The 15,684-nt window shown below is 67.6% G+C and carries 15 protein-coding genes, 1 tRNA gene and 1 pseudogene; 8 read left to right on the plus strand and 9 right to left on the minus strand.

Annotation, left to right across the window (positions count from 1 at the left end; genetic code table 11):
- Nucleotides 1-3: 3 nt before the first annotated feature.
- The 3 genes from CK206_RS11210 to CK206_RS11220 all read right to left on the minus strand — a co-directional run bounded on the left by CK206_RS11210 (nucleotide 4) and on the right by CK206_RS11220 (nucleotide 2,970).
- Nucleotides 4-1,542: a PP2C family serine/threonine-protein phosphatase gene (locus CK206_RS11210; protein ID WP_096906452.1), complete on the minus strand. Its 1,539-nt coding sequence runs from the start codon at nucleotides 1,540-1,542 to the stop codon at nucleotides 4-6.
- Nucleotides 1,539-1,997 (minus strand): FHA domain-containing protein, encoded by a 459-nt coding sequence (locus CK206_RS11215; protein ID WP_067716492.1) that lies wholly within the window; start codon nucleotides 1,995-1,997, stop codon nucleotides 1,539-1,541. The genes CK206_RS11210 and CK206_RS11215 overlap by 4 nt, the downstream gene beginning before the upstream one ends.
- An 85-nt stretch (nucleotides 1,998-2,082) precedes the next feature.
- Nucleotides 2,083-2,970 (minus strand): DUF3662 and FHA domain-containing protein, encoded by an 888-nt coding sequence (locus CK206_RS11220; RefSeq protein ID WP_096906453.1) that lies wholly within the window; start codon nucleotides 2,968-2,970, stop codon nucleotides 2,083-2,085.
- Between the two features lie 190 nt (nucleotides 2,971-3,160).
- On the opposite strand from CK206_RS11220, the gene CK206_RS11225 reads away from it, so the two are divergent.
- The 3 genes from CK206_RS11225 (at nucleotide 3,161) to pntB (ending at nucleotide 6,688) form a co-directional block, all read left to right on the plus strand.
- Nucleotides 3,161-3,243, plus strand: a tRNA-Leu gene (locus CK206_RS11225).
- A gap of 432 nt (nucleotides 3,244-3,675) precedes the next feature.
- Nucleotides 3,676-5,262, plus strand: a complete 1,587-nt coding sequence (locus CK206_RS11230; RefSeq protein ID WP_096906454.1) for a Re/Si-specific NAD(P)(+) transhydrogenase subunit alpha — start codon at nucleotides 3,676-3,678, stop codon at nucleotides 5,260-5,262.
- A 4-nt stretch (nucleotides 5,263-5,266) separates the two neighbouring features.
- Entirely contained in the window at nucleotides 5,267-6,688 is a 1,422-nt protein-coding gene (gene pntB, locus CK206_RS11235; RefSeq protein WP_096906455.1) for a Re/Si-specific NAD(P)(+) transhydrogenase subunit beta, read from the plus strand.
- 342 nt (nucleotides 6,689-7,030) lie between these two features.
- Here pntB and CK206_RS11240 read toward each other — a convergent pair whose 3' ends face one another.
- Together CK206_RS11240 and CK206_RS11245 are read right to left on the minus strand one after the other, a co-directional pair.
- Complete coding sequence (locus CK206_RS11240; protein WP_067716482.1) at nucleotides 7,031-7,507, minus strand: hypothetical protein; 477 nt, start codon at nucleotides 7,505-7,507, stop codon at nucleotides 7,031-7,033.
- Nucleotides 7,508-7,553: 46 nt separating this feature from the next.
- Entirely contained in the window at nucleotides 7,554-8,915 is a 1,362-nt protein-coding gene (locus CK206_RS11245) for an acyl-CoA dehydrogenase family protein (RefSeq protein WP_096906456.1), read from the minus strand.
- Between the two features lie 146 nt (nucleotides 8,916-9,061).
- On the opposite strand from CK206_RS11245, the gene CK206_RS11250 reads away from it, so the two are divergent.
- Nucleotides 9,062-10,021: a TIGR03620 family F420-dependent LLM class oxidoreductase gene (locus tag CK206_RS11250; protein ID WP_096907414.1), complete on the plus strand. Its 960-nt coding sequence runs from the start codon at nucleotides 9,062-9,064 to the stop codon at nucleotides 10,019-10,021.
- A gap of 247 nt (nucleotides 10,022-10,268) precedes the next feature.
- On the opposite strand, the gene CK206_RS11255 is transcribed toward CK206_RS11250, so the two are convergent.
- Nucleotides 10,269-11,081, minus strand: a complete 813-nt coding sequence (locus CK206_RS11255) for an AAA family ATPase (RefSeq protein ID WP_007633164.1) — start codon at nucleotides 11,079-11,081, stop codon at nucleotides 10,269-10,271.
- Nucleotides 11,081-12,190: a Mu transposase C-terminal domain-containing protein gene (locus CK206_RS11260; RefSeq protein WP_007633163.1), complete on the minus strand. Its 1,110-nt coding sequence runs from the start codon at nucleotides 12,188-12,190 to the stop codon at nucleotides 11,081-11,083. Before CK206_RS11260 ends, CK206_RS11255 begins: the two co-directional genes overlap by 1 nt.
- A gap of 185 nt (nucleotides 12,191-12,375) precedes the next feature.
- Here CK206_RS11260 and CK206_RS11265 point away from each other — a divergent pair, with 185 nt between their 5' ends.
- Complete coding sequence (locus CK206_RS11265) at nucleotides 12,376-12,522, plus strand: transposase (RefSeq protein WP_007633162.1); 147 nt, start codon at nucleotides 12,376-12,378, stop codon at nucleotides 12,520-12,522.
- An 18-nt stretch (nucleotides 12,523-12,540) separates the two neighbouring features.
- On the opposite strand, the gene CK206_RS20365 is transcribed toward CK206_RS11265, so the two are convergent.
- The gene (locus CK206_RS20365) at nucleotides 12,541-12,966 is read right to left on the minus strand and encodes a transposase (RefSeq protein ID WP_254050558.1); all 426 of its coding nucleotides are present in this window, start codon (nucleotides 12,964-12,966) and stop codon (nucleotides 12,541-12,543) included.
- Between the two features lie 52 nt (nucleotides 12,967-13,018).
- A pseudogene (locus tag CK206_RS20370) lies at nucleotides 13,019-13,801 on the minus strand (IS1634 family transposase); the annotation flags it as partial.
- Between CK206_RS20370 and CK206_RS20375 the strand changes: the two are divergent.
- The 3 genes from CK206_RS20375 (at nucleotide 13,736) to CK206_RS19600 (ending at nucleotide 15,493) form a co-directional block, all read left to right on the plus strand.
- The gene (locus tag CK206_RS20375) at nucleotides 13,736-14,548 is read left to right on the plus strand and encodes a transposase (RefSeq protein ID WP_223210253.1); all 813 of its coding nucleotides are present in this window, start codon (nucleotides 13,736-13,738) and stop codon (nucleotides 14,546-14,548) included. The pseudogene CK206_RS20370 and the gene CK206_RS20375 overlap by 66 nt on opposite strands.
- 121 nt (nucleotides 14,549-14,669) lie before the next feature.
- Nucleotides 14,670-15,260, plus strand: coding sequence for a hypothetical protein (locus tag CK206_RS19595; protein ID WP_143337730.1), 591 nt, complete (start codon nucleotides 14,670-14,672; stop codon nucleotides 15,258-15,260).
- The gene (locus CK206_RS19600) at nucleotides 15,260-15,493 is read left to right on the plus strand and encodes a hypothetical protein (protein WP_132064308.1); all 234 of its coding nucleotides are present in this window, start codon (nucleotides 15,260-15,262) and stop codon (nucleotides 15,491-15,493) included. Before CK206_RS19595 ends, CK206_RS19600 begins: the two co-directional genes overlap by 1 nt.
- Nucleotides 15,494-15,684: the final 191 nt, after the last annotated feature.

A 15,684-nucleotide genomic window follows, 5' to 3' on the forward strand; every position in this document is an offset into this window, starting at 1 on the left:
GGGTCAGCTCACCGCCCGGCAGGTCTCCCCGGGCACAGGTGCGGGGGTCGTGGGGGAGGGGGGAGTCGCCGGTTCGTCCGTGGGGGCGGGCTCGCCGGGCGACGGCGACCCGGTGGGTGCGGGGGAACCCGTGGGAGAGGGCGACTCGGTGGGAGAGGACGACGACGAGGTCTGCTCGCGCGGGCGCTCCTGCTGCTCACGGGGGTCGCACGGCGGCAGGAGGTTGTCCTCCGTGAGCCGGGAGACCTGGGCGCCCGCCTCGGCGAGGCTCCCCGACGGCAGTCCGGCGCGAACGGTCTCCCGGGCGGGTTCGCGGAGGTCCCCCAGGGTGAACACGTCGCATCCGGCGGGGATGGCATCGGGGGAGTGCATGGTCAGGTCGCCCTCGCGGGTCAGGCACCCCACCTGGATGACCGAGGCCAACGAGATGCCGAAGACCTCCCCGGAGATGCCCCTCTTCACCACGACCTGGCTGTCCGATTCGGTGACGAAGTAGTTGCTGCGGACGAGCAGCGCGGACACGCCCACGATCCCCGCCAGCAGTACGAGCACCCCGACGACGCTCAGGGCGAAACGCCATCTGCTGCCGCGCGGTGGGGCGGCGTCGACCTCGTCGTCGTCGGATCCGTTCCCACGCCCGGCACCCGACGCGCCGGCTGCCCCGGACGTGCCGGCGGCTCCCCCGCGTGAGGCGACCTGGGCGCGCGAGAACGCGGCGGCCTTACCGGCAGCGGTGTCGGAGTAGGGGTCGGCGGCGGGGTCGATCTGGCCCGGCTCGTCGCCCGACGCCGCGCCCACCACCACCGGGATGACCGGCGCGTCGCGCGGGGAGTCCAGGACGTCGGCCAGGACGACCGTGATGTTGTCCGGCCCGCCCGAGCGCAACGCCAGCTGGACCAGCCGGTCCGCGGCCTCCTCGACGGTTCCGGTGGCCAGCGTCTCGGCGATCGTCTCGGTGCTCACCGGGTCGGACAGACCGTCGGAGCAGAGCAGGTAGCGGTCGCCGACCCGTGCCTCGCGGATGACGGCGGTCGGCTCCACCGGCTCCCCGGTCAGCGCCTTGAGGATGAGCGAGCGCCGCGGATGGGTGTGGGCCTCGTCGGCGGAGAGTTCCCCGCGGTCGACGAGGGACTGGACGAAGGTGTCGTCCTTGGTGATCTGGGTCAGTGTCCCGTCACGCAGCAGGTAGGCCCGGGAATCACCCACGTGGAGCAGGCCCATGCGGCGGCCGTCGAACAGCAGCGCGGTGGCCGTGCACCCCATGCCGTCGGTCTCCGGGTACGCCTCGACGTGGGAGGCGATCGCCTCGTTGCCGACCGTCAGCGCGCGGGTCAGGGCCCCGGTGAGATCCTGCCCCGGTTCGTCCTCGTCGAGCCTCGCCAGCGCCGCCACGACGAACTGGCTGGCGATCTCACCCGCGGCGTGGCCGCCCATGCCGTCGGCGAGGGCCAACAGACGGGGTCCGGCGTAGGCCGAGTCCTCGTTGTTCTCCCGCACCATGCCCAGATGTGAGCGCGCGGTGTAGACGAGCGCCGGGGTCACGTGCGCAGCTCGATCACGGTCTTGCCGATCCGGATCGGCGTGCCGGCGTCCACCTTGACCGGGGTCGTCACCCGCGATCTGTCCAGATAGGTGCCGTTTGTCGAGCCGAGGTCCTCGAGGAACCAGTCGGGGCCGTGCGGGGACAGCCGTGCGTGCTGGTTGGAGGCGTAGTCGTCGTCGATCACGAGGGTGCACGAGTCGGCCCGGCCCACCAGGACCGGCTGCTCGGACAGGGTGATCCGGGTACCTGCGAGGGCGCCCTGGGTGACCACGAGATGCCGGATCGCCCGGGAGCCGCGGCCGAACACGCCGCCCCGGCGCTCGCCGCGGCCGGACGACCTCATCCCCACGTTGCCGAAGACGTCGGTCTTCAGCGCCCGCAGGGTGAGGTAGATGAACAGCCACAACAGCGCCAACAACAGGCCGCGCGAGAGCTGCAGAACGAGTCCCTGCACTGGTGCCGTCCTCCCCTCGCCCGCCGATTCACCTCGGACAACGTGTGGCCGCCCCCGGTGGTTCCGGGGGTCATCCGTGTCGAGGCTAGTCGAACCGGACGGTGATCTCCGAGTGTCCGACCCTGATGACGTCGCCGTCGGCGAGTTGCCAGTCCTGGATCGGCCCGTCGTTCACCGTGGTGCCGTTGGTCGAGCCGAGGTCGGTGAGAACCGCTTCCCGACCATCGAAATGGATGTCCGCGTGCTGGCGTGACACCCCGGTGTCGGGCAGGCGGAACGCGGCGTCCTGCCCGCGTCCCAGCAGGTTGGAGCCCCGCTGGAGGCGGAACGTCCGCCCCGAGCCGTCCTCGAGGTGCAGCGTGACCGTCAGCGAGGCCCGGCCCTGGGTGATCTGGGTCGGGGCGTCCGACGGGCCACCCCAGCCCGCGCTCCGGGCTCCGGGGCCGGTCGAGACCGGGTAGTTGGAAGCGGGTGCCTGCATGTCGCTGTTCTCCTTGCTCGCACTCGGCCCGTCCACGCCCCGTCGGTCCGCACCCGGCGACGACGGCGCCGGATGATCCGGCGCCGGCGCCGGTGCGGCGGCCGAGATGTGGAACGGGACGGCGTCGGGGTCCACGACCCCGTCGATACGCATCTGTCCGGTGTGGAGGTCATCGCGCTCCACGAAGGTCACGGTGACCGGGCCGTAGGTCTCCCAACCCTGCTCGGAGATGTGATCCGACAGATGGCGGGAGAAGGTCTTGACGGCCAGGGCCTCGTCCTCGGTGAAAGAGGCGTAGTCCGACCGGGCCAGGGTGATGGTGTAGCTGTTGGACACCAACAGGTGCCCGTCGACCACCTTGAGGGAGGCCTCCGCCTGCTTGCGGAGCTGTGACTCCACCTCGGCCGCCACGACTCTCCCGCCGAAGAGGCGGGCGAACGCGTCGCCGACCGCGCCCTGCAGGGTGCGCTCGAACTTCCCGACGATCCCCACGCCTCGCCTCCTCTCCTCGTGGTGGGCCCGGCCATCTGGCCGGGCCGGCTGTCCTCGCGCCGCCCGCGGCGGCATCCGGTCGATCATAGAGGCGGTGGCGGTGGGAAGCACGCTTCCAGCCGCAGGGGAGCCCTCACCAGCCGATTAGTGCGGTCGGAACGCCGCGTGTTAACGTATTCGGGCGTTACTCGGGCGAGTGGCGGAATGGCAGACGCGCTGGCTTCAGGTGCCAGTGTCCTTCGGGACGTGGGGGTTCAAGTCCCCCTTCGCCCACACATCGGGAGCACCCCGGATCGTCACTGACGATCCGGGGTGTTTCTTATTTCACGCCGCTAAGCACCAAGGCGTATGGCTTACGTCACAAGGTCCCCGAAAACGATCCCACCGGCTCGTTCGCGGTCCACAGTGTCCCGTAGGCTCTGCCGGAAGTTCTTCCGGTGGACGTGGCGCCACCCTGCCCGCGCCGGAGGACGACGCCGTAACGGTGGACGAAGCAGGGGTAACCATCCCACCCCGAGCCGCTTCGTGAGCTCTGATCTCGGATCGGTGACTGGAGCGCACCCCGGGCACACACGTGCCGGGCCTGTGGAGAATACGTAGAACACGCCAAAACTCGAGACGTCAGAGCCGGCGCACACGCGTCGGCTCGCTCACAACGCAGTAAAAGGATGCCCTATGGCTTCGAGCCTTGAAGAGATCCCTGATATGAAGCCGGACTCCGATGTCCGGGATTCCGGTGTCGCGCCGTCGGTGATCGGTGTGGTCGCCGAGTCCAACCCGGCGGAGAACCGCGTGGCGGCGACGCCCGAGACGGTGGCGAAGCTGATCGGCCTGGGATACCGGGTCGTGGTGGAGCACGGCGCCGGTACCCGCGCGGAGTTCGCGGATGCCGCATACGCCGAGGCCGGTGCCGAGCTGGCCGATGGTGACGCCGCGTGGTCGGCGGACGTGGTGATGAAGGTCGCCGTGCCCACCGAGGCAGAGGTGGCGCGGGTCCGGTCGGGCGCGACGCTGGTGGGCCTGTTGGCACCGGCGCAGAACGAGCACCTTCTCGGTGTGCTCGCCGAGCGCGGCGTGACCGCGCTGGCGATGGATGCGGTCCCGCGTATCTCGCGGGCGCAGTCGATGGACGTGCTGTCGTCGATGGCGAACATCGCCGGCTACCGCGCCGTGATCGAGGCCGCTCATCACTTCGGGCGGTTCTTCACCGGCCAGGTCACCGCGGCGGGCAAGGTCCCGCCGGCCAAGGTCCTCGTCGCGGGCGCCGGCGTGGCGGGTCTCGCCGCGATCGGGGCCGCCTCGAGCCTGGGCGCGATCGTCCGCGCGACCGATCCGCGCCCCGAGGTGGCCGACCAGGTGGGGTCCATCGGTGGCGAGTATCTGCCCGTGGAGGTGCCCGAGGAGGAGAAGGTCGTCTCCACCGACGGCTATGCCAAGGCGACCAGTGAGGCCTACGACCGGGCCGCGGCGAACCTCTACTCGGAGCAGGCAGCCGACGTGGACATCATCATCACCACCGCGCTGATCCCGGGCCGGCAGGCACCGCGCTTGATCACGGCCGCCGACATCGCGACGATGAAGCGTGGCTCGGTGATCGTGGACATGGCCGCCGCGCAGGGCGGCAACGTCGAGGGCAGCGTCCCCGACCAGGTCGTCGTCACCGAGGGCGGTGTCACGATCATCGGTTACACCGACCTGGCCGGGCGGCTACCCGCCCAGGCCTCGCAGCTGTACGGCACCAACCTGGTCAACCTGACCAAGCTGGTCACCCCGGACAAGGACGGCGCGTGGGCGCTGGACATGGACGATGTGGTCCAGCGCAGCGTGACGGTGACACGGGGCGGCGAGATCATGTGGCCGCCCCCGCCGGTGCAGGTCAGTGCCGCCCCCGCGGCGGCCGCTGCCCCTGAACCGGTCGAGCCCAAGCCTGAGAAGAAGAAGATGTCGGCCGGCGCGAAGCTCGGCCTGATCGCCGCTGGCATGGCGTTGCTGCTGCTGCTCACCGCGGTCGCGCCGGGGGACATCCCGCGCCACATCACGGTGTTCGTGCTGGCGATCGTGATCGGCTACTACGTCATCGGCAACGTGCACCACGCGCTGCACACCCCGTTGATGTCCGTGACCAACGCGATCTCCGGAGTGATCGTCGTGGGTGCGTTGCTGCAGGTCGGGATCGACAACACCCTCGGCCTGGCGCTCGCCGCCGTCGCGATCCTCGTCGCGTCCATCAACGTCTTCGGCGGTTTCGCCGTGACGCGTCGCATGCTCGGCATGTTCTCGAAGGGAGCCTGAGCAGATGTCTGTTGAGACCGCCGCCAATGCGGCCTACCTGGTCGCCGCACTGCTGTTCATCCTGTCGCTCGCCGGGCTGTCCAAGCACGAGACCGCCCGCCGGGGCCTGACCTTCGGCATCGCCGGCATGGCGCTGGCCCTGGTCGCCACCGTCGCGCTGGTCATCGACCACCAGCCCGCCACCATCGGCATCGTGTTGATGGTCGTGGCCGTCGCCATCGGCGCCGTCATCGGCCTGATGCGCGCGCGCAGCGTGCAGATGACCGAGATGCCCGAACTCATCGCCCTGCTGCACTCGTTCGTCGGCCTGGCCGCCGTGCTGGTCGGGTGGAACGGCTACCTGGAGCCCGAGCTGCACGGTGAGCTCACCGGTTCGCTGCTCGGCATCCACCACGCCGAGGTGTTCATCGGCGTGTTCATCGGCGCCGTCACCTTCACCGGTTCGATCGTCGCCTACCTCAAGCTGTCGGGGAAGATGAAGTCCGCACCGCTGGTGCTGCCGGGCAAGAACCTCATCAACCTCGGCATCCTCGTGGCGTTCGTCGCGCTGACCGTGTGGTTCGTCATCTCCCCCGCGCTGTGGATGCTCATCGTGGTCACCGCCCTGGCGCTGGCCCTGGGCTGGCACCTGGTCGCCAGCATCGGTGGCGGCGACATGCCGGTCGTGGTGTCGATGCTCAACTCGTACTCCGGCTGGGCCGCCGCGGCCACCGGCTTCCTGTTGGGCAACGATCTGCTCATCGTGACCGGCGCGCTGGTCGGCTCCTCGGGCGCGTACCTGTCCTACATCATGTGCAAGGCGATGAACCGCTCGTTCTTCTCCGTCATCATGGGCGGCTTCGGTATCGAGGCCTCATCGGGCGAGGGCAAGGACCACGGCGAGCACACCGAGATCGATGTCGCCGGTGCGGCCGAGATGCTGGCGGATGCCTCGAGTGTGATCATCGCCCCCGGTTACGGCATGGCCGTGGCGCAGGCGCAGTACCCGGTCGCCGACCTCACCCGCACCCTGCGTGAGCGTGGCGTCGACGTGCGCTTCGCCGTCCACCCGGTCGCCGGTCGCCTGCCCGGCCACATGAACGTCCTGTTGGCCGAGGCCAAGGTCCCCTACGACATCGTGCTCGAGCTCGACGAGATCAACGACGACTTCGCGGACACCGACGTGGTGCTGGTCATCGGTGCCAACGACACCGTGAACCCGGATGCCGCCGAGGACCCGGGTAGCCCGATCGCGGGTATGCCCGTGCTCCACGTCTGGGAGGCCGAGAACGTCATCGTGTTCAAGCGGTCGATGGCCGCCGGTTACGCCGGCGTCCAGAACCCGCTGTTCTTCCGCGACAACACCCAGATGCTGTTCGGCGACGCCAAGGACCGCGTCGACGACATCCTGGCCGCGGTCAAGGATCAGCAGGGCGCCAGGGCCTGACGCGCCGAACCGCCCGTTCGACCGTTCGACCGTTCGACCGTTCGACCACATCCGCTACCCGCCCTACGGATCCGCTATTCCGATTGGAGTAGCGGATCCCGAGGGGGAGTAGCGGATGTGGTCGTCTGTCGTCCGCGTGGCGGCCGTCGGGCGGCGGGGTGAAGGACTCGGGTTACGGCTCCGAGGCCGGTCCCGAGGCCGGTCCCGAGGCCATGGAGTGCTATCTCAACACCCGGTCGATCGCGATTCGGAACGTCTGACCGAGGTCGGGGACGACCAACGCCGGGGCCTGCAGCGGAGTCGGATAGAACCGGCGGCAGACCCCCGCGTCGCCCCGCCCGGTCACTGCTTCTTCAGCGCGTCCGTGCAACGCAGACGGAGCTTCTCCAGTTCGCGTCCGTGCTGCTCCGCACGCTCGACCAGCTTCTCCAGCGTGGGCCGGGGAAGCCGGGGGTCGTCGATGTCTAGCAGAGCCTTGAAGCCGAGCGTCTTGCCCGTCACGGCGAGGGTCAGCGCCTCGAGCTCGACCAGATCGCTCAGCGGGGAGCGCTCGGCGGCCCGCCGGTTGGGCTTGAGCTGGCCGAACTTCTCGGCGGCCTTGGCGGGCAGGTCCTTGAGGATCGAGGGTGACGTCCCCGCCAGCGTCATGAGCTCCTCGAGGCTCTTGAGGTCGTCCACGGTCTCGTCGCCGATGCGGGAGACGACCTTCCTGGTCTCCGGGTCGTCGTGGTCCTCGGCCACGCGGCGGAACAGGTCGATCCCGGCGGCGGCACCGGCGTGGTGGTCCTGCATGTACGTGTGCAACATCTCGGTGGCCATGTACTGACGGTACGAGAGCGGGACGCAGGAGCAACCGGACCACGGTTCACCGGGCGAGGAGCCCCTTCGCGATGTGGGTCACCTGGATCTCGTTGCTGCCCGCGTAGATCATGAGCGACTTGGCGTCGCGGGCGAGCTGTTCGACCCGGTACTCGGCCATGTACCCGTTGCCGCCGAACAACTGCACGGCCTCCAGCGCCACCTCGGTGGCCGCCTCGGACGAGTACAGCTTCATCGCCGACGCCTCCGCGAGCGAGAGCGGCTTGCCGGCACGGGCGCGCTCGATGGAGTTGAAGACCATGTTGCGCACGTTCATCCGCGCGACCTCCATCTTCGCCAGCTTGAGCTGGATCAGCTGGAAGCGCCCGATCTCCTGGCCCCACAGGGTGCGCTCGCGGGAGTAGTCGACGCACAGCCGGTGGCACTCTTCGATGATGCCCAGCGCCATGGTGGCCACCCCGATCCGCTCGGCGGTGAAGCTCGACCGCGCCGACTCGCGGCCGTCGCCCCCGCGACCGGACTCGGACTCGCCGAGCAGCCGGTCCCTGCCGAGGCGGACGTTGTCGAAGAACAGCTCCCCGGTCGGGGAACTGTGCAGGCCCATCTTCTTGAAGGGAGCACCCTGCGTGAGGCCCTCCATGCCCTTGTCCAGTACGAACGTCAGCACCTTGCGGTCGCGCTTGTCGGCGTCCGTGGCCGGACCCGTGCTGCCCGCTCCACCCGACCCCTCGTCGAGCTTGGCGTAGACGATCATCACGTCCGCGTACGGCCCGTTGGTGATGAAGGTCTTCTGGCCGTTGAGGATGTAGTCCTCGCCGTCGCGCCGCACGTAGGTGCGCATGCCGCCGAAGGCGTCGGAACCGGAGTCCGGCTCGGTGATCGCCCATGACGCGACCTTCTCCATGGTCACGATGCCGGGCAACCAGCGTTCCTTCTGCGCGAGCGTCCCGCGGGACATGATCGTGGTCGCGCCCAGCCCGAGGCTCACGCCGAGCGCGGAGACCAGCCCCATGCACGCGCCGGCCAGTTCACTGGTCACCACGGCCATCATGGAGTCCCGGTTCTCGGGGGCTCCGCCGGAATCGCCGTCCTCGTCGTCGTCCCCCCTCCCGCCGTCGCCGCGCGGCGCGTCACCGGATGCAACCCCGCCGCCCGCCGCCCCGCCCCCCGCGGTCCCGCCCCCGGCGGCCGCGCCGACGGTCTCGCGCGCACGCTCCTTCGCCAGCATCTTCTCGACCCCGTCGCGGGCCATGGCATCGATGCCGAACTCGGCGAACAGCTTCCGGATGATCGGGTAGGGCGGGATCTCACCGCTCTCCAGGGCGTCGAGCTGGGGGCGGATCTCCTTGGCGATGAAGCCGCGCACGGCGTCGCGGATCATCAGGTCGGTCTCGGACCACTCGTACATCGGCGTCTCGTCTCCTCGGTGCCCGGGGTGTGCCGCGTGTCACTGCAACGCGTGTCAGCTCAGTGTGTCGCGACCGGGTCGACGGCCGCCGCCGTTTGCGGCGAATGGCCGGCCCGGCGACGACGGGGTCGGGCACACTCGGGAACATGAGTGCCCTCCAGGACAGTGCATCCCACCGAACCCGCCACCGCCCCGCAGGTCGCGAACAGCTCGGCCGGATCGGTCTGTGGACCGGCTCGCTGGAGGGACTGACGCCGGCGGCGATCCCCGACGTCCTCGGTGAGCTCGACGACCAGGGCTGGGGCTCGCTGTGGTTCGGTGAGGCCGTCGGCCGGGAGGCGTTCACCGCCGCGCAGCTGTACCTGGGCGCCACGCGCCGGATGGCGATCGGCACCGGCATCGCCAACATCTACGGCCGCGACGCCTCCGCAGCCGGGGCGGCCGCCCGCACGATCGAGGCCATGCACCCGGGCCGGTTCGTCCTGGGCCTCGGCGTCTCGCACGCGCCGCTGGTCGAGCGCCACCGCGGCCACCACTACGGTCGGCCGCTGTCGGCGATGCGTGAGTACCTCGACGCGCTCGAACGGACTCAACCCATGGCGGCGGGCGAGGACACGATGCCGCCGGTCGTGCTCGCCGCGCTCGGCCCCAAGATGCTCGAGCTCTCGCGCGACCGCACCGCCGGCGCGCACCCGTACCTGACGCTGCCGGAGCACACCGCGCGGGCGCGGGAGATCCTCGGCGGGACCGCCGACGACGGGCCGGCCCTGGTCGTGGAGCACGCCGCGGTGGTGGCCGAGGGGGTCGACGACGACGACGAGGTGTGGCGGTCGCGGGCCCACGATCACCTCAACGTCTATACGGGCCTGCCGAACTATCGGAACTCGTGGACCCGGCAGGGGTTCGACGAGTCGGACTACGTGCGCGGGGGCAGCGATCGGCTCAAGCACGCGATGGTCACCCGCGGGGTCGAGGCGACGCGGGCGCGGGTGCAGGAGCACCTGGACGCAGGGGCTTCGACCGTGCTGGTGCAGGTGCTCGGCGAGAACGTGCTGACGCCGCCGGTCGAGGACTGGCGGATCGCGGCCGAGGGGCTGCTCGGCTGACGCCTGGTCGCCAGACTGCGCGGACCGGAGACGCGTCGGTTGCCAGAGGGGCTTGTCAGTCTCTGTTTTTTCGGAGAGCCGGTTGATCCTCGCCACTGACCGCTGGCGACGCTCGTAGATCTCCCCAGTACTCCTTAGCAGCAATGTGGTTTGTCGAGTACACCCGTGCGGGACGGAACGCCGCCAACGATCGCTGCTGTGACTCTTACCTTCGTTTGGCGGGATTTCGCAGGGTCGTTTGGCGGTGTCAGGTGATGCCGATGACGAGGGTGGATCGGGCGGCTTCGACGACGTCGTCGGTGATGGTGTTGAGCTCGTTGATCTGCATGATGCGCTCCATCTGCGTGAACAGTCTGTCGACGAGGCGGAAGTTGCCGCGGGTGATCCGTGTGATCGCGGCGAGGGCTTGAGCGTCGGTGAAGTCGTCGGGGTCGAGGGGGTGGCCGTATTTGGGCCAGCGACGTTCGAGTACGAATCGCAGTTCGTCTTTGCTCAGTGGCCGGTACTCGTGTGCGAATCCGACGCGGCTGTAAAGCTGCGGGTAGCGGCTGAATCTCTTCTCGATCCCGGGCATGCCGATGAGGATGACGGCGACGTTGTCGCGGTCGTAGTGGTCTCGCACCATTTCCAGGGCGGTGGCATTGAGTCGGTCGGACTCGTCGATGATGATCAGCTCGACGTACTTTCGCAGGTGTCTGGGTCGTGTCTGCAGTTCGCCGGTGTTGATCAGATGCTCGTCGATGCACGCAGATACCTGGACCGTCAGTCCGGTGAGATCGTCTCTGACCTGACGCGGGGTGCTCAGGACCGCGGGGGTGTAGAAGACTGTCCGTTTCCTGGCCAGTGCGGCATAGATCGGGAAATCGGAGTCATCGCGTGGTCCCCATTCTTCGAGGAGTCGCTCGGCTTTGTGCCAGTTCGCATACCGTCTGGCAGACAGTGTTTTACCGATCCCGGCTTGGCCGTAGCAGATGCCGATGGTGTGTTGCCGGCGTACGGCGTCGGCGAACTCGACGAATCTGCGGTGCTGTTTGGTGGCGATGAACCGTTGCGGAGACATCAGTCATCCTCCAGGTAGGTGCGAAGTTTCGTCTTCCTCTGGGCGGGTGGGGTCGGTGCCGCCGGGGCCGGAAATGAGGGGTCTTGGTGGCCGGTGACGACGGCAATGCGCTCGGTGATCTGGCCGCGTAGCTCGCGTCGGCGGGCTGCGCGTGCGTGTTGAATGTCTTTGAGGCTGACTGTGGTCGATGCGTGATCGGGGTCCACGGCCTTACAGATGTACTGGTTCTTGTGGAAGACGTGAATTTCGGAGATGTCGCGGGGGTCGTAACGGATCACGACCTGTTCTTTGACGTAGGCGGCCAGCAGTGGTGAGACGTACCGCAGGCCCTGGAAGCGCACTCCGTCGCGGTGGACGATGCGCGTTTTGGCCACGGTCAGCAGCAGCAGGTTGAGATCATCGACGGTCTCGGGCAGGCGGGGAAGCCACCCGTCGCCGATCCAGGTCCGGTAGGGGCTGTCGCCAGTCTCCGGATGGGTGCGGTGGTGATACTTGGCACCGATGAACTCGCCGATCGCGGTGTCGAGTTCGGGCAGCGTCAGTACCGGCTCGGGGTGCCGCTGACCGCGGGTGAGATAGCCCGGCAGCTCGGCAAGGAGTTCGGTGTTGATCGTGCCGAAGATTCGCTCGATCTTGCCGCGGCCCTGTGGCCTGGCGATGGTCGAGTAGATGATCTGAAAGTGCAGGTACTTGGCGGTCTGGGCGAGATGGTGGCTGGTGAAGTCGGTCCCGTGATCGACGTAGAGCACATCGGGCAAGCCGCACATCGGCCAGTTCGGATCGCTCTTCGGCCAGATTGCGTGCCGCAACGCCAGCGCGGTGTTCATCGCAGACGGTGCGCCGAGGAAGACCATGTAGCCGCACACCGCCCGGGAGTAGTCGTCGAGGATGACGGTCAACCAGGGCCGGGCGGGCCGCCCGTTGGCGTCGAGGATGAGGATGTCGAGTTCGGTGTGGTCGGCCTGCCAGGTGGCATTGGCCCGCTCGGCGCGGTGTCGCCACACCAGCTCGTAGGTGTCCCGGTAGGCCGCCGCGCCCTGGTGGGCCAAGGTCACCATCCCGGGATCCAGACCGGTCACGATGGCCCGCACGGTGCTCACTGAGACCATCGGCCATCCGCGGCGGGTGGCGGTCGTGGCGGCTTTGCGGGTGATTGACGCGGTGGTCGGCCGAGGCGTACTCAGCGCCAGGCCTTCGATGTAGGCCACAAGGTCTGGGTGGGTGCGCCGCCCACGCTTGGGTTGGGGTGTATCAAAGATCTTGGACAACCTCTTGAGGCGAGAGGATCGAGATCATGGCAGCGAGTTCGAGGCGGAAGTTCAGTCCGCAGTTCAAGACCGAGGCGGTGCAGCTGGTCCTGCAGAGTGACCGCTCGATTGCCGAGGTGGCCGGGGAGTTGGCGATCAACCCGGGCACCCTGGGCAACTGGGTTCAGACCTGACTTCCACAAGTTTTAGTGTCACCCTGCGTTGATCGCGTCGATGACGGCTCGCGCGGCGTCCGGGATTGTGGGCTCGACGAGCATTTCGTGGTCGCCGATGGCGACGGTGACCGTGCGCAGCGGCCGCAGGGTGGTGACGATCTTCTTGATCGACATGCCGGTGACGTCCTGCAGGTGCCGCGCCACGGCCAGGGCCGCGAACACGACGGTGAGGTGAGCTTCGATCGCATCGCGGGTGCGGTGGAAGATCGGGCGCGCCCTCAGGTCGGCCTTGGCCATGCGGAAGGACTGCTCGACCTTCCAGAGGTCGTGATAGGCCGCCACGACGGCATGGCCGTCCATCGCGGCCGGGGCGATGTTGGTGACATACCCCTTGTAACCTGCAGATTCGCGGGCCCGCTGGATCGAGGCCTCGTCCAGGATTACCTTCTGGTCGGTGACCACGGGCGAACCGCTGCTTCTTGAGTGGTTCTGCCCGGTCGGCCACGCGTTGGGCGCGGTCGATCTGCGCGTTCAGCGTCCGCCGGTCTCGCTTGGCTCGCTCCCATTTGTAGTGCCACACCACCCGCCGGTCTCGCCGGTCCCGGCCCTGTCCCATTGGGCGGATCAGCTCCACGACGCCGTCGTCGGCAATCAGGTTGCCGCGGCGACCGAAATGGTCCTCGAGCTCCTTGGGCGCCTTAGAAGTGCGGGAGCCGACGATGAACGAAAGGCCCGCATCCTCCAGCGTATTGAGGTTGGCCGCCGACAGCATGCCCGCATCGGCCACCACGACCATGTCGCTGATCTGGTGGCGCTTTTGGAAAGCCGTGATGACCGGGATTAGCGTCTTGGTCTCTGCCTTGTTGCCCTCGAAGACGTGCACGTCCAGCGGGAACCCATCCCGGGCCACCAGCAGGCCGACGGTGATCTGCGGGTCAACCTTGCGCTCTTTACTCATACCGACTTTGCGCAGGTCATCTTCTTTCTCTGCCTCGAAATACAAGGTGGTCAAGTCGTAGAGCACCAACGCCACACCGGGGCCCCCGGCGCGGTTGACGTGGGCCCAGCAGGCGGTGGCGATCAGCCCGCGGTAGTCCCGGCCGACCACTCGCCCCGGTGTTTCATGGGGATCTGCGGATCGCTGGGCGAAAATAGACCGAAGTGCTTCCTGATCAGGGGAAACTGGGACTTGTCTAAGGTTCCATGTTCTCCAGCAGAAAGCACTCGGTAGGTGAAGCGTACTTCGTGGTCGGCCGGTCTGTCCGTTACTGCTGATGGTGTCGGGGTGGTCTCGCATGCCGGGGCCATCGTGCCTCGGCTTCTGGCTGATCAGGTCGGTCTGACCGCCGAGCTGTCAGGGGCCATGGCTCGCCGCCGGTTCATCCCGATCCACGATCGCGGCCGGGTGTTGATCGACGTCGCGGTGATGCTCGCCGATGGCGGCGAGTCCATTTCCGACATCGGCGTCCTGCGCCACCAATCCGGGGCCCTGGGCCCGGTGGCGTCGGCCCCAACGGTGTGGCGCACACTCGATGAGGTCACTGCCGGCAAGCGCAAGAAGATCCAGGCGGCGCGAGCTCGCACGCGGCGGCACGTGTGGTCCCACCTGCCCGGCGGAGTACCCGCATCGGCGTGTGCGGGGCGGGATCTGGGATCGACGGTCGTGCTCGATGTGGATGCCACCATCGTGGTCACGCCCCGTGCGCTGGCAGCCCGCCACTGTCCGCAAGGTCTACGTCGGCCAGGACGCGACCGCCCTTCGCGAGACAGACCAGCGAGGAAACGCCACCCCGCAGTGACTCCTCGACGGCCCGGTTACTGCCCTGGATGGCCTCGGCAGGCAGGCCCTCTGTCGACACCCCACCCCGGCACTGGTCGGCGCACTTCGGGGCGCAGCGGACCCTGCCGAGGTATGGCAAATCGACCTGCCCCGGCGTTGGCACTGCGCCCGGTGATCGTCCCTCCATTTGCTGCAGTGACGTCATGGTTACGCGCCCAGACATCCGCAGCTGACAGTCAACAGTCCACCGATGGCGGCGAATAGGGGCCAATTAACTTTTCCGCAGCGTTATGTGAATTAAGTTAACCTAACTTTTTTCGGAACGTTATTCATGTAATCATCCCTGCTAGGCACGCATTTGCGCCGATGAGAGATTGGGAATTTCATGAGAAGCCGCATCGCTCCTTTTGTCAGTGTGGTTGCAATCGCCATGGCCATGTTCACGCCGACAGTGCACGCCCAGACCGGAAGCTTGGGTTCCACAACTGCCGCTTCCATTTCCCCTGACATTAAAGAGGTGGCCCTAGAGGCATACAAGAACCTCGACGTTGATGCTGCACGCACCGCCGACCCCTCAGGATTCGACCGTCGACTCGACAAGCTGTCGTCGAGCCCGGCAATGACCGAGTTCCTCAATCGCTACTCCATAGACCCCTCCGGTGAGCTCAAGCGCCTCGCTGCCCTGATGGACGACCGCGCGATCGACACGTTTCTCGCCAAGACTGACGGGCAGTACATCACGCCGAACACTGGGCCTGAGGGAGGCCTTCAGCTCGTCAACGAGCTTCCGGCGCCTGACACTAACCCCGGCGGCGATTTGCAACCTGCCGCCACTTGTTGGAAGTCCTACGTCGGAATCGGCGCGTTCACGTGGGTAACGGGCTTCTACTGCGCACTGACGGGCATCATGACCTTTCCGTGCTTGTGGATCGCAGCCATTGCTGGCGACAAGGTTAACTGGGATCGATACTGTTGATGCGTACCTTCGCCGCGCTCGCCATCAGCGCCGTTATCGGAGTCGTCGCCTACGCATTGATCGTCATGATTGGCCCGAACTCGGGAACGGCAACATCGCTGCGAATCGCGCTCTGCGCGGGACTAGCCATTATGGACTTCACCCTGGGCATCGGCGCACGAGTACGGGCCAACCGTCCGTTGAGATCCCTAATTCCCCCCGCCTTCGCCAACAAGGACGACAACTCTCGCTGACCGTACTTAAGTAGGCCAAGCCCCTCGCGCGTTGATCGCTGAATTTGGCGAAGGTTTACCGCGCCGCCGACAGGCCACCGCCCAATCCTTGTTAGGCCGGCACTAACGGCCGTGGCGTAGCCATCGCGGTTCTCTCGCCTGGTCATGCAGCTTCGGACTAGAGCCGAGCTCTGACCTGCCGCGTCGATTTC

This window comes from Dietzia sp. WMMA184, from assembly GCF_002441635.1.
In the GTDB taxonomy this organism is placed as follows: Bacteria; Actinomycetota; Actinomycetes; order Mycobacteriales; family Mycobacteriaceae; genus Dietzia; species Dietzia kunjamensis.